The organism is Sphingomicrobium sp., from assembly GCA_036563485.1.
Taxonomy (GTDB): domain Bacteria; phylum Pseudomonadota; class Alphaproteobacteria; order Sphingomonadales; family Sphingomonadaceae; genus Sphingomicrobium.
In genome coordinates, this window is sequence record DATCMI010000001.1 from 1,946,667 (window position 1) to 1,972,754 (window position 26,088).

Sequence of the window (26,088 nt, forward strand, 5' to 3'; positions counted from 1 at the left end):
ATTCGTAACCGGCACCTGCAGTGAGCGATTTTGACGTCATTATCGTCGGCGGCGGCATCGCCGGAGCGAGCCTTGGCGCGGAGATCGCCGCCAAGCGGCGTACGCTGATCGTCGAGGCGGAAGACCAGTGCGGCTATCATTCGACCGGGCGCTCGGCGGCATTCTACCTCGAAAGCTATGGCGGTGCCGACGTCGCTAAGCTCACCCGCGCATCACGCGCTTTCCTCGATTCGCCGCCTCCGGAATTCGCCGCGGGGAGCTTTCTGCGGGTACGCGGCGATCTCCACATTACTACGGACGAGTTGCCGAACTTGCCCAGCTCTGTGGAAGTCCGCGTGGTGGAGCGGGCCGAGCTCGCAAGGCTGATCCCGGGAATTCGGCCGCAGTGGCGGAGAGCCTTGTTCGAAGCAGGCTGCGCAGACATCGACGTCGCGCGGCTGCACGCGGCGTACCTCGCTCAGTTCCGGCGCCGCGGCGGGCAGATCATGACTGGGGCACGTTTCCAGTCCGCCGACCGCCGCGGCGGTGGTTGGCATGTGCGGCTGGAAACAGGCGATTCGCTTACTGCTTCATTGCTCGTGAACGCCGCAGGAGCCTGGGCCGACGATATAGCACGGACATCGGGTGCGAGGCCGCTCGGCGTCCTGCCGAAGCGGCGGACGATGGTTCAGCTCCGGGTCGGCCGCACCGGCCTCAAGGACCTGCCGCTCGTCGATGCCGCCGACGGCACCTTTTACTTCAAGGGCGAAGGCGACAGTTCGGTCTGGCTGAGCCCGCACGACGAAATTGCCACAGACCCCTGTGATGCAGCGCCGGAAGAACTGGACGTCGCCGTCGCGATCGACCGATTCGAACAGGTCGTCGATTGGCCGATCGAGCGCGTCGAGCGTACCTGGGCAGGGCTCAGGAGCTTCGCGCCGGACCGGTTGCCGGTGTACGGCTTTGCGCCCGAAGTCGACGATTTCTTCTGGTGCGCCGGGCAGGGCGGTTTCGGTATCCAGACAGCGCCGGCGGCCGCCAAGATGGCGGCAGCAGTCCTGCTCGACGCCGATCCGGATGCTTCGATCAGTCATATCGATCCGAAGGAGTTCGCGCCCGGGCGGCTCGTCAGCGACCTTTGACGCGCCGTCTAGCGCGCGTCTCGTCGATCAATCGATAAGCCGTCTCCAGGACGGTGTCGCGGCCGGCGAAATAATCTTTCGCCGTCATCTGCACCGGCACCTGCGGGCTGATCTCACGCCGCGTATCGTACGGGTCGCTGAGGTTCCATTTGATCACCGGCATGGTGCCGCCGATCTTGCTGTACGGAAGCACGAAGGTGCTGAAGTCGCCGTTGAGATTGCAGCATTGGCTCGCCGGCTCGCCGATAAATACCGGGTTCGCGAGATGCTCGAGCTCGGTGATGAAATTGGACGCCGCCGAGTAGGTGCGCCGCGCGGTCAGCACATAGACTTGGTTGCCGGGTTCAAGGCTGAAGGCCGTCAGCGTCCGCAACAGATTGGCATAGTCCGAGGTGCTGCCGCCGGCGTTCGCCCTCATGTCGAGCACGATATTCTTCGGTCGAGACGCACGGAGCACTCGGTTTAGCCGGGTGCCGAACTCAGCAAGAGTCTGCTTCTCCTCGTTCCTGACCTGGTTGAACAGCACGTAGAGCGCGTCATGTTCCGGAACCGCTCGCTCAACATGGTAGCGCATGCCTTTGTACCCGTTCAGGTTGAACGCGTGCTTTCCCGGTGCAATCGAATCGAACCAGCCGAGGTCGGACGTGGTCTTGAGCGGGACCGTGCGCCGAGCGCCCGAGGAATCTTCGAGCGTGACGTCGAGTGCATCGACCTCGTCGATAATGCCGAGGCCCTTCAGCAACGGTGCGTAGGACGTGAGATATGCCCCCTTCCAGACATATTCCATTGGGCCATCGCCGCTGACCGTTTCGGAGACCATGCGCAACGCTTCCAGCGCGGGCGTCTTGTTGATCGCCACTACCTTCGAACCGATTAGGCCGTGGTGCGCCGGCGCCGCGTTGATAATGAACAGGCCTTCGCGAAAAAGGTGAAATCCGAGCGGAACGATACGCGGGTTCATCGGGCCCTTGCCCTTCGGCTCCCACAGGTTCGTGTGTCCCTGGTGCAAGGTCGCGAGCACCCGGTTCAGCTGCACGAAGACTCGTTCGTCGCTCAGGCGAGGAATGTCGCGTCTGAGGTGGGCGATGCCGGAGATGAATTCCTCAGGGAGCGGTCGGTCACGATATTCCGCGTTGGCGCGACTGATCTCGTTTAGGAGGAAGTCGATGTCCTTATTCCATCCTTCGGTCCGACTCCACGAAGATGAGTCGATCCGGCCGACGAGCGCGAGGAACTCAGGATCGTCGCGAAGCGGCGCGAGTTCGTCGATGTCGTAGTAGGCGGCGCGGTTGTTCGTAGCGCGCTCGAGAATTTGCCGCCGAACGAGGTCCATCGCCGCGCTTTTGTTGCCGGCAAGGACGTGGTTCACCATGGCACCGATGGCGGCTTCGGGATCCCAGCCTGCAAGCGCACCCTGCCGCTCATAGGCAGCGGCCGCCTCCGCATGCTTCTTGAGCAGCTTTTTGGCCGTCGCCAGCAGGAGCCAATTGTCCGGGTCGCGAGGGTAGGCGCGAACGAGCTGTTCGGCGAGCGGCTCCGCCTCGGAAGCGGCCGCGGGCGATACGTCTCCTTCTGTAATGCGGTAGCGGTACTTGTGTACTTGGAGCAGCTGGCGAGCGCGTTCCTTCATGCGGAAATATTTTAACGGGTCGGACGGCCCGGCGAGCAAGTTGAGCGGGGATTCTCCCGACCGCGGATCGTACATCGGTGCGCGTCCCAAGCGGTCGGTCATCTGCGACTGAGCTCCATTCGAGTTCTGTGCGGCGACTTGCGCAGGCACGCTGACCGTGAGGCTGGAGGCCAGAGCCACAAGCGAAACTCGGGCGGCCTTTGCGCTGGTGCGTTTACGGTTCATTCGATCGATCCCCCCATGGGGCCGGGTAGTCACCGGCTGTGTTGCTAAATCAACACACAGGAGAGGCGACGGTTAGCCGGGTCGAGGCTTTTGGGATGAAATGCGGCCTGGAGGTGCGGACCGCGGGCGAGCGGTCAACGAGTCGGCGATGAACTCGGTTTTCTTCCGAGACGCGCGAGGATGGCGTCGCGGTATGTGCGGCTCACGACGATTTCGGCGCCGGACTTCATGGTCAGCCGCCACGATCCATCGGAGAGGGAGTCCGCCGCTGCAACCGCGCTGAGGTTGACCAACGAGCCGCGGTGGGCGCGCGCGAAAAGGTCGGGATCAAGACCCCTCTCAATATTCTGGAGCGATTCCCGGATGAGGCCTTCCTGCCCGTTCCAGTTCACTACCACGTAGTTGCCGGCCGAACCGAACCACTCGACCGCGGAGACCTCGACGATCGCACCGCGGGAGCCCACGGAAACCTGCATACGCTCGAGGCGATCGGGCCGCTGCTCTTTGCGGGCGAGGGCGACGCGGGCCGCGCCCAGAGCGGACTTGAGGTCGGCCGCGGACTCGGCCTCCTCTGCAGCGCGCGCCTGGAAGAATGCAGCCAAGGCGAGGATCCCGAAGCTTGCGTAGAGTAGGAAGTCGACATGCGCCCGCTGCGCAGCCAGCGACTTCAAGTCGATCGAGCCCGGCGTCGCCCAATGCGTGTCGAAAGCGAGCATGGACAGAATTGCGTGCAGTGGGATGATGAGCGCGCCGGCGACGAGATATTTGGTGATTGCCCGGGCGACCAGCCCGCGGCTTCTGAACAATTGCCAAACCCAGAACCCGACCGGAATCCAAAAGCCGTAGATGATGCCCTGCCACACCAGCATGCTTCGGAACGAGGGTTCCTCTCCGGCCAGGGTCAGTGTGCGATAGTTGTAGAATCCGATGGCCAGGACGGTGACGACAAAGGTGAGGGCGGAAAAGCCGACCAGGAACGCCGCGGGTTTAAGCCGCATCGCTAGGCGGACCGAAAGCTGTCCGCCGCCGCGCAAGCCAAGGCGTCGACGCGGTCATTTTCCGGATGGCCGCTATGCCCTTTAACCCAGCGCCAATCGATACGGTGCGCGGCGACCGCGTCGAGCAATTGCTGCCAAAGCTCGGCATTCTTCACCGGCTTCTTGTCGGAGGTCCGCCAGCCGTTGCGGCGCCAATTGTGGACCCACTTGGTGATCCCGTCGCGAACGTAGATACTGTCCGTGTAGAGTTCGACACGACAAGGGCGCTTCAGCGCCTCGAGGCCATTGATGGCGGCGAGCAATTCCATTCGGTTGTTGGTTGTCAGCTTCTCGCCGCCGGACAGCTCCTTTTCGGTCGCGCCCATCCGCAGCAGCGCCGCCCAGCCGCCAGGACCGGGATTTCCGCGGCACGCACCGTCAGTGAAGATCTCGACGAACGGCGGGTCGCTCACGTCAGGCGACGAGCTCGCGCGGCAGCTTGAAGACCATGCGCTCGGGCGTGTGGTCGGCGATTTCCTCAGTGACCTCGAACCGCTCCGACAAGGCGGCGAGGACCTCCTTGACCAGCAATTCGGGTGCGGAAGCGCCGGCGGTCAGGCCCAGGGTGCGCGGCTCGCCGATCCAGTCCCAGTCGATCTCCGAGGCACGCTCAATCAGGCGCGCCGGGATTCCGAGCCGTTCGGCCACCTCGACCAGGCGCAGCGAGTTGCTGCTCTTGGGCGAGCCGATCACCAGCATCCGGTCGCATTCCGGCGCAATCGCTTTCACGGCGGCCTGGCGGTTCGACGTTGCGTAGCAAATGTCTTCGCTGCGCGGAGCACGGATGTCAGGGAAACGCCGCGTCAGTGCGTCGACGATCGCGGCCGTGTCGTCGACGGACAAGGTCGTCTGGGTGAGGAAGGCGAGGTTGGCCTCGTCAGGGACAGCGAGCCGGTCGACGTCTTCAGCCGTCTCGACGAGCGTCATCGATCCTTCCGGGACCTGGCCGAACGTACCGATGACCTCAGGATGGCCGCCGTGGCCGATGAACAGGATGTGGCGTCCGTCCTCGATCAGCCGCTCGGCCTGCCGGTGCACCTTCGACACGAGCGGGCAAGTTGCGTCGACGAAGGACAGGCCCCTGTCGCGTGCCTGCGCCGGAACCGTCTTCGGAACGCCGTGCGCGGAGAAAACTACCGGGCGGTCGTCCGGCACTTCGTCCAGCTCAGTGACAAAGACGGCGCCGAGTTCGCGCAGCCGCTCGACGACGAAGCGATTGTGAACGATCTCGTGCCGCACATAGACGGGCGCGCCGAACCGCTCGAGCGCAAGCTCCACGATCTGGATCGCACGGTCGACGCCGGCGCAAAAGCCGCGCGGCGCCGCGATCAGCACTTTCAGGGGAGAACGGTTAAGCATCTGGACAGCCACATAAGGCTTCGCTTGCAGCCATAGAAGGGCCTTCCTATGAACGCGCCCACGTCAATTCGCCTTCGTAAGGACCTGTCCCACGTGAAGCTCCGCTATACCGCACTCGCTGCTGCCCTCCTGCTTGGCGCCTGTCAGCGCGTGGGCGACGTTACGACGGAAAACGGCGGAGGCGTCTATGCGGTCCGCAGTGTGTGCCCGCTTGCCGGCGTTCCGGCCGGCACCGGCGACATCACCCTCTTCAATCCCGCCGGAAGCACCGATGCCGCGGCCATCGACGTTTCGGCGGCTATCACCGGCGTTCGCGCGACTTGCCAGGAAGGGGCGAGCGAAGTCGTATCGACGGTCACTTTCTCGATCACTGGCCAGCGGCGTCATGCGGGCGAGGCGCGGCAGGTCCTGCTTCCCTATTTCGACGTGGCGGTCCGCGGCGGCACAAACGTGGTGGCAAAGCAGGTCGGCCAGGCGCTGCTAAACTTCGCGCCGGGTCAGTTCCGTGCAGGGACCCGAGTTCAGGCGGTGATCCGGGTGAACCGTGCAGCCGCGACCTTGCCGGCGAATGTCCGCGCTACCCTGACGAAGCCGCGCAAGGCTGGCCAGGCGGACGCAGCCATCGATCCGCTGTCGGATCCGGCGGTTCAGCGGGCGGTCGCCAATGCGACGTTTGAGCATCTCGTCGGCTTCGAACTGACCGACGATCAGCTTCGCTACAACGCCACGCGCTAACGCGTTGACTCGGCTATAAAGCCCGGCCAAGGCTGACTGGGTCACCAGCGTGTCGGCGCTGGACGGCCGCGCGGGAGAGACCGTCAGGATTCGCAAGGATCGTGGCGGCGCCGAAGGAGCAACCGCCCCCGGAATCTCTCAGGCTCAAGGACCGCGCGCGCTTGGACAGTCTGGAAAGTGCCCGTCGGCGCCTGAACGGCACCGGTGGACCGCCGAAGGGGCAAAGCTCTCAGGCGCAAAGGGACAGACGGGGGCGGCAGCCGGCGCGCTTGGCAGGCGCTGTGTCGTCGCACCCTATGCCGGAGCGCTTTAGATGAGCAGTCCACGATGAACCGGGTCACTCACAACGGTCCCACCGACGACAATCAGGCGCGCGGCAATCCGTTCAGCGGCGATCCTGAAGGCGGCGAGGGCACGCAGCCGCAGCCGCTCGGCAAGCTTCCGCTCGATGCCTGGCACCGCGCCCGGGGCGGCCGCATGGTCCCGTTCGCCGCCTACGAGATGCCGGTCCAATATGAAGGGATCATCGCCGAGCATCTTTGGACTCGCGAGAATGCCGGCTTGTTCGACGTCAGCCACATGGGCCAGCTGCTGATTCACGGCAGGGATGTCGATGCCGCGCTTGAAACCTTGATGCCTGGCGACTTCCGCGCCGCCAAGGACATGAAGCCCAAATATTCGCTGCTCCTCGACGACAATGGCGGGATCATCGACGACCTCATGGTCACGCGCCGGGGCGACGATTTCTACGTCGTCGTCAACGGTGCCACCAAGCACGGCGACATCGAAGACATGCGCCGGCGGCTGCCTGGCGGGGTGATCGTCGACTATATGAAGGAGCAGGCGCTGCTCGCCCTGCAGGGGCCGAAGGCCGTCGATGTGCTGGAAGCGATCGTCCCCGGCGTAGCTGAGCTCGGCTTCATGCAGGCCGGCCCGTTCCAGTGGAACGGTCATAATTTGTGGATCAGCCGCTCCGGCTACACCGGCGAGGACGGCTTCGAAATCTCGGTCCCCGGCACTGCCGTGACCGAGCTCGCGGACGCGATCGTCGCCAACCCGCTCGCCAAGCCGATCGGCCTCGGTGCGCGCGACTCGCTGCGGCTCGAAGCCGGGCTGCCGCTCTACGGGCACGACCTCGACACGGAGACCACGCCGGTCATGGCGGGCCTCAACTTCGCCATCAACAAGCGGCGCCGAGCCGAAGGCGGTTTCGCCGGCGCGTTGCGGATCCTCGCAGAGCTGGAGAATGGCGCGCCGCAGAAGCGGGTCGGCCTGAACGTCGAAGGGCGCCAGCCGGTCCGCGAAGGCGCGCGGGTGCTGGACGGCGAAGGCAATGAAATCGGCAAGGTCACCAGCGGCGGCTTCTCGCCCTCGCTGCAGCGCCCGATCGCCATGGCCTTTGTGGGGGCTTCCTTCGCAGAGCCCGGCACCGCACTGAAGCTCGAGCAGCGCGCCAAGCTGTTCGACGCGGCGGTTACCGAAATGCCATTCGTACCCCACCGCTACCACCGCAAGGGAGCTGCCTGATGAGCCTCTATTTCACCAAAGAGCATGAATGGATCCGCGTCGAAGGCGACACCGCCACGATCGGGATCTCCAACCATGCGCAGGAAGCGCTCGGCGACATCGTTTTCGCCGAGGTGCCGGAAGCCGGACGCAAGGTCGCGAAGGGCCAGGAAGCGGCGGTTGTCGAGTCGGTGAAAGCCGCGTCGGACGTCTACGCGCCGGTCTCCGGCGAGGTCGTGGAGGGCAACAGCCAGGTCGCGGACGATCCTTCGATCGTGAATAGCGATCCAGAGGGCGAAGGCTGGTTCTTCAAGCTCAAGCTCGACAATCCGTCGGAGCTCGACGGGTTGATGGACGAGGGCGCCTACCGCGAGTTTCTGGCGACGCTGTGAGCCCGGCTGCCGCCTCGACCAGCAAATGGGATGCGCGAGATTATGCCCGCGTCGGCAGCTTCGTCGCCGAGCTCGGTGGGGCGGCGTTGGACCTGCTCGACCCGCAGCCCGGCGAGCGGATCCTGGACATCGGCTGCGGCGACGGGACCTTGACGCGCAAGATCATCGAGCGCGGCGCCAGCGTTCTGGGGATCGACAATTCCGAAGAGATGATCGCTGCGGCGCGCGACAAGGGCGTCGACGCCGTCCTGCTCGCCGCCGAAAACATGCAGTTCCTCGCCGACTTCGATGCAGCCTTCTCCAACGCCACCCTTCACTGGGTGCTCGATAAGGAGCAGGCCGCGCGGGCGATCTTCCGCGCGCTCAAGGCTGGCGGCCGCTTCGCGGGGGAAACGGGGGGGGAGGGCAACCTCAGGAAGTTGCGCGACGCACTCGATGAGGAGCTTGTCATCCGCGGCTATGTGCCGCCGCTCGAGGCAAGCAACTGGTATGCCTCGCCTGAAGAATTCGCGTCAGTCTACGAAGATGCTGGCTTCGGCGAGATCGACGCCCGCCTGATCGAGCGTCCGACGGTGATCGACCATGGCGTCGCCGAATGGGTGACGACCTTCCGCCGCGGTTGGCTCGACCGTGCCGCCGTCCCTGAAGACGAACGTGCGGAAATCGGCGCTGCCGTCGCCGACCGGATCGGCTCGAACATCGCGGATTATGTCCGCCTCCGCTTCATCATGAGAAAGCCCAACTGATGCGTTACCTGCCACTGAGCGATGCCGATCGAGGCGAAATGCTTCGAGTGATCGGCGCCTCTTCCGTCGACGAGCTGTTCCGCGATGTGCCCGAAGAGGTTCGCCTCTCCGGTCCGGTGGAGGGCCTGCCGATGCACGCGTCGGAGATGGCCGTGGAGCGCCACATGGCGGCGCGTTCGCGCAAGAATATGGTCGCCGGCGACGTGCCCTTCTTCCTCGGCTGCGGCGCCTACAAGCATCATATTCCCGCGAGCGTCGATCATCTGATCCAGCGCGGCGAATATCTGACCAGCTACACGCCCTATCAGCCGGAAATCGCGCAGGGCACGCTGCAGATGCTGTTCGAATTCCAGACGCAGGTCGCGCGTCTTTACGGCTGCGATGTTGCCAATGCGTCCATGTACGATGGCTCGACCGCGATGTGGGAAGCGATCGGGATGGCGGCACGCATTACCCGGCGGAAGCGGTCGATCGTCTCGTCGGGCGTGCACCCTCATTATGTCAGCGTCGCCACGACGATGGCAAAGTTCACAGGCGACTTTCTCGACACGTCGCTGCCGGAGCTGACCGCCGAGACCGACGCGGAGCGCCTCATCGCCGCCATCGATGACAGCACTAGCGCCGTCGTCGTCCAATATCCCGACATTCTCGGCCGCGTCACCGACCTGACGCCGATCGCCGAAGCGGCGCATGCGGCCGGCGCGCTGCTGATCGCGGTCGTGACCGAGCCGGTCGCTCTCGGCCTTATCCGCTCGCCCGGTGAGATGGGCGCCGACATCGTCGTCGGCGAAGGCCAGTCGATCGGCGTCGGCTTGCAGTTCGGCGGGCCCTACGTCGGCCTGTTCGCAACCCGCGACAAATATGTCCGGCAGATGCCCGGCCGCCTCACCGGTGAGACCGTCGACGCCGAAGGCAAGCGCGGCTTCGTGCTGACGCTCTCGACCCGTGAGCAGCACATCCGGCGGGAGAAAGCGACGTCGAACATCTGCACGAATTCAGGCCTCTGCGCTCTGGCATTCACGATTCACATGAGCTTGCTCGGCGAGAAGGGCCTGCGCCAGCTCGCCTCTCTCAACCACGCCCGCGCGTGCGATGTCGCCGAGCGCCTCGCTGCAATTCCGGGCGTGGAGCTGGTCAACGACAGCTTTTTCAACGAATTCACGATCAAGCTTCCGGTCGAAGCGCGGCCGGCGGTTCACGCGATGGTCGAAAAAGGCGTGCTTGGCGGTGTCTCCCTCGGGCGGCTCTATCCCAATGCGGCTGCGCTCCAGAACGGGCTCGTGATCGCGGTCACGGAAACCGCGACCGACGAGGATATCGCCGCACTTGAAGCAGCCCTTAAGGAGGTCGTCCGATGACCGCGAACCCCGCGGGCTGGCGCCCGACCGCTCCTGCCAACGAAGAGGGCGAAGCGCGCACCGTAACCGGTAATCGCGCGCTGATGCTCGAAGAGGCGCTGCTGTTCGAGATCGGCGGCCTCGATCAGACGGGCGTCGACATTGTCGAAGCGCCACAGCGGCCCACCCGTCTCGGCGGGCTGGAGCGCAATCGCGAGATCGGCCTTCCGGGTCTCTCGGAACCCGAGGCGGTGCGCCACTACACGCGGCTGTCGCGCCAGAATTACGCGATCGACCTCGGCCTCTTTCCGCTCGGATCGTGCACCATGAAGCACAATCCGCGGCTGAACGAGAAGGTCGCGCGCATGCCGGGCTTCGCCGACGTCCACCCGCTGCAGCCGCGCGAAACGGTGCAGGGCGCGCTGGAGGTCATCAACGAGCTCGCATTCTGGCTGATCGACCTGACGGGCATGCACGGCGTGGCGATGAGCCCGAAGGCCGGCGCGCACGGCGAACTATGCGGCTTGCTCTGCATCCGCGCGGCGCTCGAGGCGCGCGGCGACAAGCGCGAGGTCGTGCTCGTCCCCGAAAGCGCGCACGGCACGAACCCGGCCACCGCGGCCTTCGCCGGCTACCGGGTTGAGAATATCCCGGCGAACAGCGCCGGCCGAGTCGATCTCGATGCGTTGAAGGCACGGCTGGGACCGGACGTTGCTGCGGTGATGATCACCAATCCGAACACTTGCGGGCTGTTCGAGCCGGACATGAAGGCGATCAGCGACGCGGTCCACGCGGCCGGCGGCTTCGTTTATTGCGACGGCGCCAACTTCAACGCGATCGTCGGCAAGGTTCGTCCGGGCGATCTCGGCATCGATGCCATGCACATCAACCTTCACAAGACCTTCTCAACGCCGCACGGCGGCGGCGGGCCTGGCTCGGGACCAGTGGTGTTGTCGGAGGCGCTCGCACCGTTCGGGCCTCTGCCCTACACGGCACGGACCGCCGACGGCGTCGTCCACCTGATCGAGGAAGAGCAGGCGGACGAGTTTTCGCAGACCCACTTCGACGGCAAGGTGCAGAGCTTCGGCCGCATGGTCGCGTTCCACGGCCAGATGGGCATGTTCACCCGCGCGCTCACCTACATCCTCAGCCACGGCGCGGATGGCTTGAAGCAGGTCGCCGAGGATGCGGTGCTCAACGCCAATTACATCCTGCGCAGCCTTGAAGACGTGCTGGATGCGCCCTTCGCGGCGAGCGGGCCGTGCATGCATGAGGCGATCTTTTCGGACAAAGGCTTCGCCGAGGGCGTCAGCACGCTCGATCTCGCCAAGGCGCTGATCGACGAGGGCTATCACCCTATGACCATGTACTTCCCGCTCGTGGTGCACGGCGCGATGCTGGTCGAACCGACGGAGACCGAGTCGAAGGCGACGCTGGATCAGTTCATCGCCGCGCTGCGCTCGATTGCCGAGCGGGCGAGGGCAGGGGATCCGACGCTCAAGGCGGCGCCGATCTATGCGCCTCGGCGCCGTCTCGACGAGACGCTCGCCGCCCGCAAGCCGGTCCTAACCTACCAGGAGCCAAGCCAGGCCGAGGCCGCCGAGTGACCGACGGCCGCCGTTTCTACGAAGCGGCGGCGGCAGGAGCGCGGCGCTCAGCTCCCGCGGCGCTGAGGAACCGTGAACCGATCGCCGACGTGCTCGGCGCATGGCTACCGTCGAGCGGCCTCGTCCTCGAAGTCGCGAGCGGCACCGGCGAGCATGCCGTCCACTTCGCCGAACGCTTTCCCGCGCTCGAATGGCAGCCGAGCGACCGAGACGAGGCCGCGCTCTCTTCCATCACAGCGTGGCGTGCTGAGGCAGCGCTGCCGAACCTGCGTACGCCCATCGAACTTGACGCCGCGGCGACCGACTGGCCCATCCAGTCGGCGGATGGAGTGATGAGCATCAATATGGTGCACATCAGCCCCTGGGAATCGGCGCTCGGGCTGATCGCCGGTGCAGCGCATATCCTCAGCGCGGGTGCGCCGCTGATCCTTTACGGTCCCTGGCTCGCGGGCGATGTGCAGACCGCGCCGTCGAACCTGGCGTTCGATGCCGACCTCAAGCGGCGTGACTCACGATGGGGGCTGCGCCGGGTCGAAGACTTTGCCGCAGCGGCCGAAGCGTCTTTTGAGTTCGCCGACGGCCGATCGATGCCCGCCAACAACATGATGCTGCTTTTTCGCCGTCGTTAAACGAAGTTTTACCTCGCTCGGCCTAATCCGTCCGCATGGACGAGAGCAGCATGATCAAGAACCGGCGGTCGCGCCGCTCGCCGGTGCTCCTGGCGGCGACGATCGAGGTCGCCGGCGCTCCCGTTCCGGTCAAGCTGCGCAACCTTTCCGAAGAAGGGGCGCTCATCGAGGCCGACAGGCTGCCGCTTGAGGGGTCGACGACCTTCTTCCAGCGCAACGAACTCAGGCTCAAGAGCCGGATCGTGTGGGTCCAGGGCCGCTTCGCTGGAGTGGCGTTCGACGAGCAGCTGAAACCGGAACAGGTGCTTCGCCACGTCCCGACGCCGAAGCCCAAGGTGAACATCGGGCACCGCCGGCCGGGCCTCGCCTGCCGTCCACTCACCGATTATGAGCGCCGCATGCTCGAGCAGTGGATGACCGCCGCGCCGTTCGCCTCGCCGGGCGACTGAGCGGAGGCGACTTCAGCTGGCGAGCCGCGCGTGCTGCTCCTGCTGTTGCTGTTCCTGAAGCCAGTCCACCAGTTCCGACAGCACCAGCGCGCGGTTGAAGCTGATTCCATAGCTTTCGCCTGAGCTCCACGCGACGACCCCGGCTGCGGGCGTAAGCCCGGGCAGGGTCACGACCACGTCGCCCCCGACCACAAGCGGTTGTTGCGAGACGATGCCGATGCCGCCCTGTGATACGTTTGTCGCTCGGACGCGGATCAGCGCCGACTCCTGCCGGACCCACGCCATGCATTCCATGTCGATGCGCGGCAGGCGCGGGCGCGGCCCGCCGCCAGATGGCGCAAGCAGGCTTAGGACGTCGATCGGCGCGTCGAAGCCGATCCCCGTGAGCCCGTCTTTCGCCCAGTGCACAATCCCGCTGACGGGTTTCCCCTGCTTGAACTCGACGGAGACCGCGGCGCCGATCGGGATCTCGGAATAGGCACGGATCATCAGCCCGCCCGCGGAGATATTTCGGATAAGGCAGAGCTCGCGCCGGCCATCCACGACGATTGCGCCGACCCGCAGCAGCCGGACGAACCGCTCGTCCGAGCGGCGCTCGGGCTGCGCCGGCGCGGCGGCGGAGATTGAATAGCCGGTAGTCTCGACCTGGTTTTCATTCATGCGCGGCTCCGACGAAGCGACCTTATGCCCCATCCAACCGGACGGACGTCCGGGCGGCCCCACTGAGCTCATGCCTATCAGCCAAGACTTACCAGATTCTTGCCATCCGCGGCCAAAGGGCAGAAGGGGGACGCGCAATCGCGGCTCCTCGCTTTCGACGCGTTGGAGCCCCCAACAACCAAGAGGAGTTGCCGTAGCGATGGCCTTTGTCCTGCCCCCACTTCCCTATGACGAAAACGCACTGGCCCCGCACATGTCGGCCGAGACGCTGCAGTTCCACCATGGCAAGCACCACAATGCCTATGTGAACAAGACGAACGAGCTGCTGCAGGACGACGCCAATCTTCGCGGCGCGTCACTGACCCAGGTCGTGCGCGAGGCGCGCCGCTCGGGGAACAACAAGCTGTTCAACAACAGCGCCCAAATCTGGAACCACAGCTTCTTCTGGCAGTGCCTGGCGCCGGCAGAAGGGCAGCAGCCGACAGGCAAGCTCGCCAAGCTGATCGAGGACGGTTTCGGCACCACCGCGACGATGCTGGAGCAGCTTCATACCGAAGCCGTGAACCACTTCGCCAGCGGCTGGGCTTGGTTGGTCCTCGACCGCGGCGCGCTTCGAATCACGTCGCTTCACGACGCCGACAGCCCGGTCGCCCATGAAGGCATGACTCCGCTCTTCACACTCGATGTGTGGGAGCATGCCTATTACATCGATTACCGCAACGAGCGGCCGCGCTTTGCGACGACGGTGCTCCAGAACATCGTTAACTGGGACTTCGTCGGCCAGAACCTCGACGGCAACGGCGAGCAGCGCGCCGACCAGGAAGGCGCGAACGCGTCCGTTACGGCTTGAGCGATTACTGCTTGAGGCGGTAGCCGGTGCGGAACATCCACGCGATCACCGCCATGCAAATGGCGATGATCGCAAGGGTGACCGCGACGCTCAACCATACCGGCACGTCCGCGACGGAGTAAAAGCTCCAGCGGAAGCCGCTGATCACGTGGACGATCGGGTTGAACAACGTGATCGTGCGGAACGGCTCGGCGAGCGCCTTCACCGAGTAGAAGGCGCCGCCGAGGAAGGTCAGCGGCGTGATGATCAGCATCGGGATGATCTGCAGTTGCTCGAAATTCTGCGCCCAGATCCCGATCGCGAATCCGAACAGGCAGAATCCGGCGCTGATCCCCACCAGGAACAGGATCATCGCGACGGGATGGTCGATCTGCAACGGCACGAACAGCAGCGCGGTCGCGAGCGTCACGAGCGCAAGGATGACCGACTTTGTGACCGCGGCACCGACATAAGCGAGGACCGCTTCAAAGCTTGAGATTGGCGCTGACAAAAGCTCGTAGATGGTGCCCGTAAACTTCGGAAAATAAATGCCGAAGCTGGCATTGAAGATCGACTGCATGAAGACTGAGAGAAGCGTCAGGCCGGGGACAATGAAGGCGCCGTAGCTGACGCCGTCCATGTCGGCCATGCGGCTCCCGAGTGCCGACCCGAACACGACGAAGTAGAGCGCGGTGGTGATCACCGGCGTGATCAGGCTTTGCCACAAAGTCCGCTTCCAGCGCGCCATCTCGAACCGGTAGATTGCGGAAATGCCGTGCCAGTTCATTTCGCGCCTCCGCTGCGGCCACCATGGACCAGCTCGACGAAAATCTCCTCGAGGCTCGACTGGTGCGTCGACAGATCCTTGTACGCGATCCCGAGCTCGCCCAGCCGGCGCATCAGCGAAGCGATTCCGGTGCGATCGGCGTGGCTGTCGAACTGGTAGCGCAGCATGTGACCCTCGTCGCCGAGCTCGACATTCCAGTCGCCAAGCTCGGACGGCACCGCGGACAAGGGCTCCGCAAGCACCACCTCCAGCGTCTTGCGGCCCATTTTCGCCATCAGGTCGCGCTTCTCGTCGACGGCGATCAGCTCGCCCTTGCTGATGACGCCGACGCGGTCCGCCATCTCCTCCGCCTCCTCGATGTAATGGGTGGTGAGGATGATCGTCTTCCCGTCGTCGCGGAGCTTCCGCACCAGCTCCCACATGTCACGGCGCAGCTCGACATCGACACCGGCGGTCGGCTCGTCGAGGAACAGGATGTCGGGCTCGTGGCTCAGCGCCTTGGCGATCATTACGCGCCGCTTCATGCCGCCTGACAGGTGCATCATGATCGTCTTACGCTTGTCTCCCAACGACAGGCGTTTGAGCAGATCGTCGACGAAGGCATCGTTGCGCGGCTTGCCATACAGGCCGCGGGAGAAGGTGACGGTGTTCCACACCGGCTCGAACGCCTCGCTGGTCAGCTCCTGCGGCACCAGGCCGATGCGCTCGCGGGCATGCCGGTAATCGCTCTGCCAATTCTTGCCGTCGACGAGCACCTCACCGCTCGATGCCGTGACGATGCCGCAGACGATGTTGATCAGTGTCGTCTTGCCGGCTCCGTTCGGGCCCAGCAGGGCGAATATCTCGCCGCGACGGATGTCGAGGTCCACCGACTTCAGCGCGTCGGTGCCGGTGCCGTAGGTCTTACGAAGGCCGCGGATGGACAGGATGGGATCGCTCATTCAACAGGTCCTGGTTCAACCAGCTCGGCATTTTCCTTCATCAGGCCGTGCCGCATCAGCATCGGGATGTTGGCGGCGGCGAACAGGAAGGTGAGCGGGAGCGCGCCCCACAGCTTGAAGCCGATCCAGAAGTCGGTCGAGCTGTTGCGCCACACCGCCTCGTTCAGCAGCGCCATGAAGGCGAAGAAGATCGCCCAATTGCGCGTCAGCTTGGCCCAGCCGCGCTGGTCTAGCCCGGGATAGGCGCTGCCTAGGACGCGCTGAAGGAGCGGGCGGTCGGTGGCGAGACCGAACCACAAAAGTCCCGACACCAGCGCATAATAGATCGTCGGCTTTATTTTGATGAAGCTTTCGTTGTGCAGCCAGATCGTCAGCCCGCCGAGCAGCACGACCATGATCCCGGAGAACCACAGGAGCGGAGAGATGTGGCGGTAGCGGATTGCCGAGAAGATCATCGCCGCGACCATCGCGACCATGAAGGCACCCGTCGCGACGAAGATCTTCAGCACCGACGGGACCGGCGCCAGGAAGTTGACTGCAAAGAAGACGAGCAGGGGGCCAAGGTCGATAAGAAGCTTGGCGCCGCCCTGCGGCTCGGACTTGTCGCTCATTCGGGCGGCAGTCCGGCAATGGCGCGGGCAACGGCTCGCGGGTCGAACGGGCGCAGGTCGTCGGCCTGTTCGCCCACGCCGATCGCATGGATTGGCAGACCGAAGCGCTCGGCTGCGGCAACCAGGATGCCGCCGCGCGCGGTGCCGTCGAGCTTGGTCATGATCAGGCCGGTCACGCCCGCCGTCTCGCGGAACACCTCGACCTGGGCAAGGGCGTTCTGGCCGGTTGTCGCGTCGAGGACGAGGAGGATGTCGTGCGGGGCTTCGGGGTTCAGCCGGCCGAGCACGCGGCGGATCTTGGACAGTTCGTCCATCAAGTGCGTCTTGTTCTGGAGCCGCCCGGCGGTGTCGACGATCAGCACGTCCTCGCCGGTTGCCGTCGCCTGCTTGACCCCGTCGAACACGATCCCCGCCGCGTCACCCCCTTCCTTGCCGGAGATGACGGGTGCGCCGATCCGGTCGCCCCAGATCTTCAGCTGTTCGATCGCGGCCGCCCTGAAGGTGTCCCCGGCGGCGAGCAGGACGCCATAATCCTCACCCTTCAGCCAATGCCCGAGCTTGCCGATGGTCGTCGTCTTCCCCGACCCGTTGACGCCGATCACGAGGATAACGTGCGGGCGCGGAAAGCCTGTGATTTCCAGGGGCTTGGCAACCGGCGCTAAGATCTTCTCGATTTCTTCGGCAAGGATCGTGCGGAGGCCTCTCTCGTCGAGCCTTTCGAACCGCTGGCTGGCGATCGCTTCCCGGATCCGGTGCGAGGCTTCGGGGCCGAGGTCGGACGCGATCAGGGCTTCTTCGATGTCGTCGAGAGTCGAGGTATCGAGCGCGGCGCGGCTGGTGAGGCCGGTCAGATTGTCCGCGACCCGGTCTGCGGTCTTGCTGAAGCCGCCGCGCAGGCGATCAAGCCAGCTCATGCCCAGGCTCCCACAAGCGTGTCGCCGTCCCGGCCAACGATCTGCGCCACTCCCGTCTCTCCGCCGACCGTTCCGGGAATCGACACCGGGGCGAAGTTGTCGGCATGACCTTTGGCATTGTTCTCGATCAGCACGTGCCGGGCCGAGCCGACGAGGCTGTCGAGCCACCGACGGCGGCGCTCGGCAGCAGCGTTCCGGAGGCGTGCGGCGCGAGCCTTTACGAGCTCGCGTGGCAGCTGCGGCATGCGTGCGGCCGGCGTGTTCGGGCGCGCCGAAAAAGGAAAGATGTGAGCGGCGATGATGTCGCAATCCTCCAACAATTGCAGGCTGTTGATGGCCATGTCTTCAGTTTCGGTCGGAAATCCGGCGATCAGGTCGGCACCGATGGTTGCGTCCGGCCGTGCCGTCTTGATGCGCTCCACGGTGCGCACCGCGTCGGCGCGGCTGTGGCGGCGCTTCATGCGCTTCAGGATCATGTCGTCGCCAGCCTGCAGCGAAAGATGAAAGTGCGGAAGAAGGCGCGGCTCGCCGGCGATGAGTTCGAATAGTGGCGGGTCGACCTCGACCCCGTCGAGTGACGACAAGCGCAGCCGCTGCAACCGTGGTTCGGAAGCGAGCAGGCGCTGGCACAAAAGGCCGAGGCCACCCTCATAGTCGGTGATGTCGACGCCGGTCAGCACGATCTCCTTCGCGCCGCGGTCGATCTCGCGCGCGACAGCGTCGCGGATCAGCTCGAAGGCTAGTGAGCGGCTTTCCCCACGCGCCTGCCAGATCGAGCAGAAGGTGCAGCGATGGTCGCATCCCGTCTGCACCGCGACGAAGCTTCGGACGTGCCCTTGGAACCCTGCTGGCGCCATGACGTCATTAGCGGCCAGGCTGTTGAGCTTGCGGGCATTTCCCACCACCCGCGCTACGCCCGGCATCTCCGCGAAGGTAGCCGGCTCAAGCTCGGCCGCACAGCCAGTGACGAGGATATTGGCGCCCGGCTTATCGCGGTGCGCACGCCGGATCGCCTGCCGCGTCTGGCGCACCGCTTCGTTCGTCACGGCGCAGCTGTTCACGACGACCCATTGCTCCCCGGCAGGGGCGGTGCGGGCGATCGTCTCGCTCTCCGCGAAGTTGAGACGGCAACCGAGCGTGATCGTTTCGACGCTCATTGCAGCGCCTCAAGGTCGAGCTCGCCCTCGAATACATGGGTGGCCGTTCCTCGCATCCGGATCGGCTCACCGGGCGCCCAGGCGATCGTCAACGATCCGCCCGGCATCGTTACGTTCACGGGCGAGGCGACCCGTTTCGACTTGATCGCCGCAACGGCAGTCGCGCACGCGCCGGTGCCGCAGGCTAGGGTCAGCCCGACACCCCGTTCCCAGGTTCGCAGGCGAATGCCGTCACCATCTACCTGCGCCACATTGACGTTCACCCGATCCGGGAATATTGCATCATTCTCGATCCTTGGACCGAGCTCTTCCAGCGAAATCGAATCCGGATCGTCCACGAAGAAGACGACGTGCGGATTGCCGACATTGAGCGCCATGCCGGCTTCGAGATCGTCCCAGCGCATCGGAAGCGCACCGGTGTCCATTGCATAGGCGAGGGGTACCTCGTCCCAGCCAAACCGCGGCTCTCCGAGGCTGACTTCAACCTCACCGCTTAGCTGCTCGCCGCCGAGCAGCCCGCCGGCGGTTTCGATGCGGGTTGCACCCGTCAGCTGCACGACGCAGCGCGCGGCATTGCCACAGCTCTCGACCTCGCCGCCGTCGGCGTTCCAGATGCGCATCTTGAGGTCCGCGGCTTCGCTCGGCTCCAGGACGATCAGCTGGTCGCATCCAATGCCCGTGCGCCGGTCCGCGATCGCCTTGGCGAGCGGTGGCGCCACGTCGAACGGCTCCTTTCGCCCATCGACGACAACGAAATCGTTGCCGAGACCATGCATCTTGTGGAAGTGCCGCCGCATCGGCGCGACTTAGGGAGCGCTAGGAGCCGAGTCTAGCGAGGGACCAATGGCGAGAGCCGCGACCGACGTCATGCAATCGATCATCTTTTCCGCGGTCCTTGAAGGGCTGGCGGCGTTGAAGCGCGCCTCAGGTGGCTTGCCGAACCAGCTGCTCCGCGACGTGCAGGCGATCCACCCGAACGTCACTTTCGCCGACCTTCCGAAGGAGCTCCAGGACGCGATCGCGGAAAGCACCCGCACGGCCTTCACCCAGCTCCTGAAGGAAGGCTATGCGGTCGGGCCGCGCCAGCAGATGCAGCAATCGCGGCCGCTCGACCGCGTTCCGGAACGCGACCGACGTGGACCTCCGCGCGGGCCGCGCGCCGGGGGCCGCGCTGGTTCCCCGAAAGGCGGTAAGCCAGGTGGCGGCGGAGGCAAGCCGCGCGGCGGGGGCGGCAAGCCGGGCGGCGGGAAGGCCTAGGGGCGCGTCAGGCCCGCAGCCGTTCGACGTTTGCTAGACGGCCATTGTCGAGCCTTATGAGCATATCGGCACGGGCGATCGTCGATCGCCGGTGAGCGATCATGAGGATCGTGCGTCCCTCACGACGCAGTCCGTCGAGCGCGTCGATCACCGCGCCTCCGTCGCCTCATCGAGCGCACTGGTAGCTTCGTCGAGGACGAGCACCGGCGCCTGCTTGTAGATCGCCCCGGCAAGGCCAAGCCGTTGCCGCTGCCCGCCAGACAGGCGGACGCCGCGTTCGCCGATCAGCGTGTCAAATCCGTCCGGAAGCGATTCGACGAACGCATGTAGCTGCGCCTGCCGCGCCGCTTCGATCACTCGGTCCATGTCGAGCGCGTCGTCCCCAAGGGCGAGCGCAATATTGCGAGCGATGCTGCTGTCCGCCAGGAAGATCGTCTGCGGCACATGGGCAATGCTCCGCTGCCAGCGAACCCGCGTTTCGCCGATCAACGGCACTCCATCGATGGTAATCCGGCCGGAGCCGGGTTCGAGCAGGCCCATCAGCAGGTCAGCGAGAGTGCTCTTGCCGCTGCCCGTTTCGCCGACCAGGGCAACCGCCGATCCCGCAGGAATCTCGAAGGTCACAGCCTCGAGCGCCGGGTCGGCACGTCCCTTGTAGGTGAAGGTCAGGTCTTCGATGCTGATGCACCGGCGCAGCGGAAGCGGCTCGCTGTTCTTGGGGCCGTTCGGATCGACCTTCAACCGCAGCAGGTCGGTGGCCTGGGCAAGCACCGAGAGGTATCCGGACGCGGTCGACCAGCCATGATAGACCTGCTGAACAACCGGCAACAGCCGTTGAGCCCCGAATGCCATGGCTCCAAGAACCGGTAGAGCGGCGGCGACCCCACCGGTTCGGCCGGCATACCACGCCGCCGCAATGGCGATGATCACGATACCGACGGTTTCGATCACGTAGCGCGGCGCCGCAGCGATAAAGCCGGTGTCCGCGCGGGCTGCAGTCAGCTCCTTGTCGATGCTCTCGAAGGCACGCGCATGAAGCTCGGCAGTGCCGTCGATGATGATATCCCTGATCCCGCCAAAGCTTTCCTGGGCGACCTTCAGCCGCGAATCGAAAGCTTTGCTCATCACCGCAGAGCTCTTGCTCAGCCGCGCGCGAGCGAGTGCGGAGACTGCGACATAAACGAGAATACAGACGGCGCCGTGAGAAGCGCGACGAGCGGACTGACCCAGAACATGCCGACCAGGATGAACAGTAACAGCACAGCGCCGGTAAGGCCCTGGACCCCGGCAGGATGAGGTCGAAGACCAAGACTTCTACCTGATCGATGGCGGCGAGGAGCGTGCTCGAATTCCGCTCCAGGTGGAAACAATATGGCTGCAGCAGGACGCGCCGCTGGATGTCGATGGTCAGGTCGTGGCCAAGCCCGTAAGAGAAGTCCTGGCCCGAGTGGACGAGCTGCAGACGAATGGCGCCGGAAACCAGCGCCAAGGACGCAAAGACTAAGGCGCCACCTACGAGCGGCCTGACGTTTTCGCCGAAGATTGCGCGGAGCGCAGCGCTGCCCGACCCATCCGTCAGCAGCGACAGAAAGGGGAGCAACGAGCCGATGGTCGCGAGCTCCGCGACTGCTCCGGCCAGCATCAGCAACAGGAGGAGATAGAACTGGCGTCGGCGAGCCGTCGTCATGTGCACGAAGATTTCGCGCAGGTCGGACCGGACTCTCGTGCCTGACGCTTGCTTCGTCATGCGACAGCGCGCGCTGCCACCGTCACAGGATAGGCGGGATCGAAGCTGTCGAGCTTTTCCGCCGGGATCTCCTCTACAGCCGCGCCATGAAGGAAGGCTGTCGCGGCGAACAGATTGCCGAAGGTTTCCACGGAGACGGCGGCGGGATCGAAAGCCTGTGCAAGGAGCCGCGGTAGGGAGTCCTCGGTCACCGACCAATGCCAACTATAGTCGCGGCCAGGGCGCACCGGAGTGATGCCCGGTACCGTCATCAACAATATGCCGCCCGGCCGAAGCGAGCGCCGCAACTGCTTCACCGCCGCCGCCATGTCGTAAATCAGGTGGAGGGTTTGCGTGATGATGATGCAGTCGAACGTTCCGTCCGGGAGGACCCCGGGGTCGGCGAGATCGCCGACAATCGTCGCTGCTCGCGCGTGCCGCAGTCGAGCGGCAGCTCCGCGAACCGCTCATTGTGCAGCGCTGCCAGAGCTCCCCGGTCGATCGTCACCACTTGAGGCTGCAGCCCTCGGCACCGGCTGTCCAGCATGCTTAACGAGAAAGGGCGACCAATCGGCCGCCCTTTCCAAAAACCATCGCTCGGCCGGATCAGCGCGAGTAGAACTCGATCACGAGGTTCGGCTCCATGCGTACCGGGTAGGGCACCTCGTCCAGCTTCGGGACGCGGGTGTAGGTCACCTTCGATGTGCCGTCCGGAACGACGTAGTCGGGGATCTCGCGCTCGGCGAGGCTCTGCGCCTCGATGACCAGCGCCATTTCCTGCGCCTTCGAGCCGAGCTCGATGACGTCGCCGACATTCACGCGGCGGCTGGCGATGTTGCACTTCACGCCGTTGACGCGGACGTGGCCGTGGCTGACCAGCTGGCGCGCGGCCCAGATCGTCGGCGCGAACTTGGCGCGATAGACGACCATGTCGAGGCGGCGCTCGAGCAGGCCGATGAGGTTCTGCGAGGCGTCGCCCTTCATCCGCGAAGCGTCGATATACTGCTTCTTGAACTGCTTTTCCGTGATGTCTCCGTAATAGCCCTTCAGCTTCTGCTTGGCGCGGAGCTGGATGCCATAGTCGGAGAGCTTGCCCTTGCGGCGCTGACCGTGCTGGCCAGGGCCGTACTCGCGGCGGTTAACCGGGCTCTTGGGACGTCCGAAGACGTTCTCGCCCATGCGGCGGTCGAGCTTATACTTGGCGCTGGTGCGCTTCGTCACTGTATGTCTCCAATTTGCTTCGTTTCAGGTGCCCGGAACCGCACCGGCCAGCCAGTTGCTGGACGCGATCACCGCTTCACCGGGCATGCGGGATCAATTGCGAAGGCGCGCCACTAGGCGGAGGAGGCGCTAAGGTCAAGTTTTTGCGCCTGAACCGCCCACTCGCTTGCGCGCCCGACGGCTCCACGGCAAGCAGCAGTCTGAAGAGGGGACGAGCATGAAATATCTGTTGATGATCGGCGTAGCGGCTGCGGCGATGGCGAGCAGCGCGGGAGCGACGGTCAATTATGCGATCGACCTGACCGCGCCCGAGCACCACACTGCCACGGTGACGACGACCTTCCCGGTGACGTCGGGCCCGTATCTCGATGTGAAAATGCCGGCCTGGCGGACCGGCCGCTACACGATCATGAACCTCGCCAATGGCGTCAGCCAGTTCGCGGCGACGGATGCGAACGGCAACCGCCTCGCGGCGGAGAAGATTGACAAGTCGACCTGGCGCATTCGCTTGGCCCAGCCCACCGCGGTCCGGATCAGCTATGAACTGTACGGCAATGAACTGGGCAGCCGCAGCCGGCACATCGACGACAGCCATGCATATCTCGATGCCTCGGCGGTCCTCATGTACGCGGACCAATATCGCGGCGACGACGTGCGCGTTGCACTCCAGGTGCCGCAGGGGTGGCGCAGCTTTTCGGGCATGCAGTCGCCGGCGCCGCAGCAATTCGTCGCGCCCAATTGGGACGTGCTGGTCGACTCACCGATCGAAACCGGCGTCGAACAGGCGACCAGCTTCACCGAAGGCGGTCGCGAATATCAGGTGACGGTCTGGGGCGAGGGCAATTACGACCTGCAGAAGATCGCCGGTGACTTGAGGAAGATCGTCGCGCAGGCGCCGTCGATCTGGGGCGGGTATCCGTTCCAGAAATATGTTTTCATGGTCCATGCTACCGACGGCGTTGGCGGCGCCACCGAGCACAAGAATTCGACCGTCATCCAGGTACCGCGCTACATCTTCGGCCCGAGCGGTCGCTACACCGCCTTCCTTTCGACCGCGGCGCACGAGTTCATCCACACCTGGAACGTGAAGGCCTACCGCGACGCGGCGATGGTGCCCTACGATTATCAAAGGGAGAATTATTCCAACCTGCTTTGGATGCACGAGGGATCGACCGAATATTTCACCGGTCCGTTCCTGCTCCGCGCCGGGCTCGTCAGCCTCAACGACTATCTGGGCGAGCTCGCCGACGCTATCGGGGACGACCAGAACCGTCCCGGCCGTCATGTCCAGTCGGTCGCCGGCGCTTCCTGGGACGAATGGATCTCTCCCTCGGACCAGCAGCGGTCGCAGAACGCCTGGGTGAACATCTACGACCAGGGCGCCATCGCATCGTGGATGCTCGACATCGCCTTGCTTCAGCAGACCGGCGGCAAGGTGTCGTACCGCGACGTCCATCGTGAGCTCTACAAGCGCTTCGGCGTGGGGACGCGCGGGTTCACGGAAAGCGACGTGCTGGCGATCCTCAAGGACCTGACCGGGCGGCCCTGGGACGCGTGGTGGGCAGCCAACATCCACGCTCCTGCTAATCCTGACTATGCTGCCTTGCTGCAGCCGGTCGGGCTAAAGCTCAGCTATCCCGAGCCGTCCAAGGCATGGGCCGGCTGGCGGGTGAGCCCGTCCGACGGCTGGATGAAAATCGACGCAGTGCAGAAAGGCAGCCCCGCCTGGGATGCCGGGTTCGAGTCCGGCGACGTGCTGGTGGCCGCCAACGGCCAGCGGCTGACCGAATCGCGGTTCAAGAGCTTTCTCTCCGAGCGCAAGCCGGGCGACACGGTCAGCATCAGCTACTTTCGGCGCGACCGGCTAATGCAGAAGGTCCTGAAGATCGGCTCCTCAAGGGGTTCACCAAAGATCGTTCAGGTTGAACGCCCGACTGCCGCACAGAAGGCGCTGTTCCAGCGCTGGCTCGGCGTGCCGTACGGAAGCTAGCGGCCGCGCACCGGGCCAACCAGCGCACGGATCACGCCGCGGATCGCCTTCACCTCGCGCGACGACCAGCGAGTCTTGGTGAAGATGGTGCGCAGCGTGTTCTTCGTTGCCTGCGTTCGCGACGGCGGATGGAAATAGCCTTTGGCGTCGAGCTCGTCGTTGAGCTGCCCGATCAGTCCCTCGAGTTCCGTGTGAGGCGCTGGCGGCTCCAGGTCCTTGGCGGGAGGCACCGCCAATTCCGACCGCTTCGACCATTCGTAGGCGAGCAGGATCACCGCCTGGGCAAGGTTTAGAGAGCCGAAATCCGGATTGATCGGCACTGTCACGATGGCGTTGGCGAGCGCCACTTCCTCCGTCTCGAGGCCTGACCGCTCGGCGCCGAAAAGGATGGCGCTCCGCTCCGAGGACGCCGTGATGCGGTCCGCCATCTCGTCCGGGCGGACAACGGGCATCACGAGGTCGCGCCGGCGGACCGTCGAGGCAAAGACGTGGCTGCAATCCGCGATCGCCTCTTCGGTGGTGGCGAACACCTGCGCCTGCTCGAGCACGAGATCGGCGCCGCTCGCTGCGGGGCCGGCGTCGGGGTTTGGCCAGCCATCGCGAGGCGCCACCAGACGCAACTCCGTAAGCCCGAAGTTCAGCATCGCCCGCGCCGCCTTGCCGATATTCTGGCCAAGCTGCGGGCGGACGAGGACGATGACGGGCTTGTTCGGCTCGCTGCTCACAGCAGCCGGTCCGGCGGTGAAGCTTTGGGCTTCTCCTCCGCCGGCTCTTCGCGGACAGCGCCGGCGATTTCGGCGAAGTCGCCCGGATCGCTGAAGTCCTTATAGATGCTTGCGAAGCGGATGTAGGCGACATGATCGAGCGCCTTGAGACCGTTCATCACCGCTTCGCCGATCCGGGTCGAGGTGACTTCATCCCCCGAGGTTTCCATCTGCCGCTGAATGCCACTGACCAGGCGATCGATCTTCGCAGCATCGATGTCGCGCTTGCGGGTTGCATGGCCGATCGCACGGACCAGCTTGTCGCGGTCGAACGGCTCGCGCTCGCCGTTCTTCTTCACGACCGTCAAGTCGCGCAGTTGGACACGCTCGAAGGTCGTGAAGCGCGCTCCGCATGCCTCGCACTGTCGGCGCCGGCGGATGGCGGCGCCGTCCTCCGTCGAGCGGCTGTCCTTAACCTGGCTGTCTTCGTGCGCGCAGAAGGGACAGCGCATCCTTGG

The 26,088-nt window shown here is 64.9% G+C and carries 29 protein-coding genes and 1 riboswitch; of the genes, 12 read left to right on the forward strand and 17 right to left on the reverse strand.

The genetic code is table 11. The features are described 5' to 3' along the window. The first annotated feature begins 20 nt into the window (after nt 1-20). Nucleotides 21-1,121 carry an FAD-dependent oxidoreductase gene (locus tag VIL42_10155; GenBank protein HEY8593209.1) on the forward strand — a complete coding sequence of 367 codons (1,101 nt, stop codon included), beginning with the start codon at nt 21-23 and terminating at the stop codon, nt 1,119-1,121. Here the strand turns inward: VIL42_10155 and VIL42_10160 are convergent. The 4 genes from VIL42_10160 to ispH all read right to left on the reverse strand — a co-directional run bounded on the left by VIL42_10160 (nt 1,108) and on the right by ispH (nt 5,372). Beyond that, complete coding sequence (locus VIL42_10160) at nt 1,108-2,853, reverse strand: hypothetical protein (protein HEY8593210.1); 1,746 nt, start codon at nt 2,851-2,853, stop codon at nt 1,108-1,110. The genes VIL42_10155 and VIL42_10160 overlap by 14 nt on opposite strands. 257 nt (nt 2,854-3,110) lie before the next feature. Beyond that, on the reverse strand, nt 3,111-3,974 hold the full coding sequence (locus tag VIL42_10165) for a LytTR family DNA-binding domain-containing protein (GenBank protein HEY8593211.1): 864 nt from the start codon (nt 3,972-3,974) through the stop codon (nt 3,111-3,113). 2 nt (nt 3,975-3,976) lie between these two features. Continuing rightward, on the reverse strand, nt 3,977-4,426 hold the full coding sequence (gene rnhA, locus VIL42_10170) for a ribonuclease HI (GenBank protein HEY8593212.1): 450 nt from the start codon (nt 4,424-4,426) through the stop codon (nt 3,977-3,979). Nucleotide 4,427: 1 nt separating this feature from the next. Continuing rightward, complete coding sequence (gene ispH / locus VIL42_10175; protein HEY8593213.1) at nt 4,428-5,372, reverse strand: 4-hydroxy-3-methylbut-2-enyl diphosphate reductase; 945 nt, start codon at nt 5,370-5,372, stop codon at nt 4,428-4,430. Between the two features lie 48 nt (nt 5,373-5,420). Between ispH and VIL42_10180 the strand changes: the two genes are divergently transcribed. The 8 genes from VIL42_10180 to VIL42_10215 all read left to right on the forward strand — a co-directional run bounded on the left by VIL42_10180 (nt 5,421) and on the right by VIL42_10215 (nt 12,773). Beyond that, complete coding sequence (locus VIL42_10180) at nt 5,421-6,107, forward strand: hypothetical protein (protein ID HEY8593214.1); 687 nt, start codon at nt 5,421-5,423, stop codon at nt 6,105-6,107. Between the two features lie 61 nt (nt 6,108-6,168). Beyond that, nucleotides 6,169-6,271: riboswitch (glycine riboswitch) on the forward strand. Between the two features lie 163 nt (nt 6,272-6,434). Beyond that, nucleotides 6,435-7,634, forward strand: a complete 1,200-nt coding sequence (gene gcvT / locus VIL42_10185) for a glycine cleavage system aminomethyltransferase GcvT (GenBank protein ID HEY8593215.1) — start codon at nt 6,435-6,437, stop codon at nt 7,632-7,634. Beyond that, nucleotides 7,634-8,005: a glycine cleavage system protein GcvH gene (gene gcvH, locus VIL42_10190; protein HEY8593216.1), complete on the forward strand. Its 372-nt coding sequence runs from the start codon at nt 7,634-7,636 to the stop codon at nt 8,003-8,005. The genes gcvT and gcvH overlap by 1 nt, the downstream gene beginning before the upstream one ends. Continuing rightward, entirely contained in the window at nt 8,002-8,751 is a 750-nt protein-coding gene (locus VIL42_10195) for a methyltransferase domain-containing protein (protein HEY8593217.1), read from the forward strand. Before gcvH ends, VIL42_10195 begins: the two co-directional genes overlap by 4 nt. Next, entirely contained in the window at nt 8,751-10,109 is a 1,359-nt protein-coding gene (gcvPA, locus tag VIL42_10200) for an aminomethyl-transferring glycine dehydrogenase subunit GcvPA (GenBank protein HEY8593218.1), read from the forward strand. Before VIL42_10195 ends, gcvPA begins: the two co-directional genes overlap by 1 nt. Further along, the gene (gene gcvPB, locus VIL42_10205; protein HEY8593219.1) at nt 10,106-11,695 is read left to right on the forward strand and encodes an aminomethyl-transferring glycine dehydrogenase subunit GcvPB; all 1,590 of its coding nucleotides are present in this window, start codon (nt 10,106-10,108) and stop codon (nt 11,693-11,695) included. Before gcvPA ends, gcvPB begins: the two co-directional genes overlap by 4 nt. Next, nucleotides 11,692-12,324 (forward strand): DUF938 domain-containing protein, encoded by a 633-nt coding sequence (locus VIL42_10210; protein HEY8593220.1) that lies wholly within the window; start codon nt 11,692-11,694, stop codon nt 12,322-12,324. The genes gcvPB and VIL42_10210 overlap by 4 nt, the downstream gene beginning before the upstream one ends. Before the next feature lie 35 nt (nt 12,325-12,359). Next, nucleotides 12,360-12,773, forward strand: a complete 414-nt coding sequence (locus tag VIL42_10215; protein HEY8593221.1) for a PilZ domain-containing protein — start codon at nt 12,360-12,362, stop codon at nt 12,771-12,773. 12 nt (nt 12,774-12,785) lie between these two features. Here the strand turns inward: VIL42_10215 and VIL42_10220 are convergent, their stop codons facing one another. Continuing rightward, complete coding sequence (locus tag VIL42_10220; GenBank protein HEY8593222.1) at nt 12,786-13,433, reverse strand: PilZ domain-containing protein; 648 nt, start codon at nt 13,431-13,433, stop codon at nt 12,786-12,788. Nucleotides 13,434-13,632: 199 nt separating this feature from the next. Between VIL42_10220 and VIL42_10225 the strand changes: the two genes are divergently transcribed. After that, the gene (locus VIL42_10225; GenBank protein HEY8593223.1) at nt 13,633-14,283 is read left to right on the forward strand and encodes a superoxide dismutase; all 651 of its coding nucleotides are present in this window, start codon (nt 13,633-13,635) and stop codon (nt 14,281-14,283) included. 4 nt (nt 14,284-14,287) lie between these two features. On the opposite strand, the gene VIL42_10230 is transcribed toward VIL42_10225, so the two are convergent. Genes VIL42_10230 through dapF form a run of 6 tightly spaced genes read right to left on the reverse strand, consistent with a single transcriptional unit; the run spans nt 14,288 to nt 19,469 of the window. Continuing rightward, on the reverse strand, nt 14,288-15,049 hold the full coding sequence (locus VIL42_10230) for an ABC transporter permease (GenBank protein HEY8593224.1): 762 nt from the start codon (nt 15,047-15,049) through the stop codon (nt 14,288-14,290). Further along, nucleotides 15,046-15,990: an ABC transporter ATP-binding protein gene (locus VIL42_10235; protein HEY8593225.1), complete on the reverse strand. Its 945-nt coding sequence runs from the start codon at nt 15,988-15,990 to the stop codon at nt 15,046-15,048. Before VIL42_10235 ends, VIL42_10230 begins: the two co-directional genes overlap by 4 nt. Further along, nucleotides 15,987-16,601, reverse strand: a complete 615-nt coding sequence (locus VIL42_10240) for a septation protein A (protein ID HEY8593226.1) — start codon at nt 16,599-16,601, stop codon at nt 15,987-15,989. Before VIL42_10240 ends, VIL42_10235 begins: the two co-directional genes overlap by 4 nt. After that, nucleotides 16,598-17,515 carry a signal recognition particle-docking protein FtsY gene (ftsY, locus tag VIL42_10245; protein ID HEY8593227.1) on the reverse strand — a complete coding sequence of 306 codons (918 nt, stop codon included), beginning with the start codon at nt 17,513-17,515 and terminating at the stop codon, nt 16,598-16,600. The genes VIL42_10240 and ftsY overlap by 4 nt, the downstream gene beginning before the upstream one ends. Beyond that, nucleotides 17,512-18,672 (reverse strand): MiaB/RimO family radical SAM methylthiotransferase, encoded by a 1,161-nt coding sequence (locus VIL42_10250; GenBank protein HEY8593228.1) that lies wholly within the window; start codon nt 18,670-18,672, stop codon nt 17,512-17,514. The genes ftsY and VIL42_10250 overlap by 4 nt, the downstream gene beginning before the upstream one ends. Next, a complete protein-coding gene (gene dapF / locus VIL42_10255; protein ID HEY8593229.1) occupies nt 18,669-19,469 on the reverse strand; it encodes a diaminopimelate epimerase in 801 nt (266 codons plus the stop codon). Before dapF ends, VIL42_10250 begins: the two co-directional genes overlap by 4 nt. A gap of 46 nt (nt 19,470-19,515) precedes the next feature. Here dapF and VIL42_10260 point away from each other — a divergent pair, with 46 nt between their 5' ends. Next, nucleotides 19,516-19,929 (forward strand): hypothetical protein, encoded by a 414-nt coding sequence (locus tag VIL42_10260; protein ID HEY8593230.1) that lies wholly within the window; start codon nt 19,516-19,518, stop codon nt 19,927-19,929. A 7-nt stretch (nt 19,930-19,936) separates the two neighbouring features. On the opposite strand, the gene VIL42_10265 is transcribed toward VIL42_10260, so the two are convergent. The 4 genes from VIL42_10265 to rpsD all read right to left on the reverse strand — a co-directional run bounded on the left by VIL42_10265 (nt 19,937) and on the right by rpsD (nt 22,876). Next, nucleotides 19,937-20,080, reverse strand: coding sequence for a hypothetical protein (locus VIL42_10265; GenBank protein HEY8593231.1), 144 nt, complete (start codon nt 20,078-20,080; stop codon nt 19,937-19,939). Continuing rightward, a complete protein-coding gene (locus tag VIL42_10270; protein ID HEY8593232.1) occupies nt 20,077-21,054 on the reverse strand; it encodes an ATP-binding cassette domain-containing protein in 978 nt (325 codons plus the stop codon). Before VIL42_10270 ends, VIL42_10265 begins: the two co-directional genes overlap by 4 nt. A gap of 618 nt (nt 21,055-21,672) precedes the next feature. After that, nucleotides 21,673-22,098: a methyltransferase domain-containing protein gene (locus VIL42_10275; GenBank protein ID HEY8593233.1), complete on the reverse strand. Its 426-nt coding sequence runs from the start codon at nt 22,096-22,098 to the stop codon at nt 21,673-21,675. Nucleotides 22,099-22,261: 163 nt separating this feature from the next. After that, complete coding sequence (gene rpsD / locus VIL42_10280; protein HEY8593234.1) at nt 22,262-22,876, reverse strand: 30S ribosomal protein S4; 615 nt, start codon at nt 22,874-22,876, stop codon at nt 22,262-22,264. A gap of 217 nt (nt 22,877-23,093) precedes the next feature. Between rpsD and VIL42_10285 the strand changes: the two genes are divergently transcribed. Continuing rightward, on the forward strand, nt 23,094-24,866 hold the full coding sequence (locus tag VIL42_10285) for a PDZ domain-containing protein (protein ID HEY8593235.1): 1,773 nt from the start codon (nt 23,094-23,096) through the stop codon (nt 24,864-24,866). On the opposite strand, the gene VIL42_10290 is transcribed toward VIL42_10285, so the two are convergent. Continuing rightward, the gene (locus tag VIL42_10290; protein ID HEY8593236.1) at nt 24,863-25,591 is read right to left on the reverse strand and encodes an RNA methyltransferase; all 729 of its coding nucleotides are present in this window, start codon (nt 25,589-25,591) and stop codon (nt 24,863-24,865) included. The two genes, VIL42_10285 and VIL42_10290, sit on opposite strands and share 4 nt — an antisense overlap. Beyond that, complete coding sequence (gene nrdR, locus VIL42_10295; GenBank protein ID HEY8593237.1) at nt 25,588-26,082, reverse strand: transcriptional regulator NrdR; 495 nt, start codon at nt 26,080-26,082, stop codon at nt 25,588-25,590. The genes VIL42_10290 and nrdR overlap by 4 nt, the downstream gene beginning before the upstream one ends. Nucleotides 26,083-26,088 lie beyond the last annotated feature (6 nt).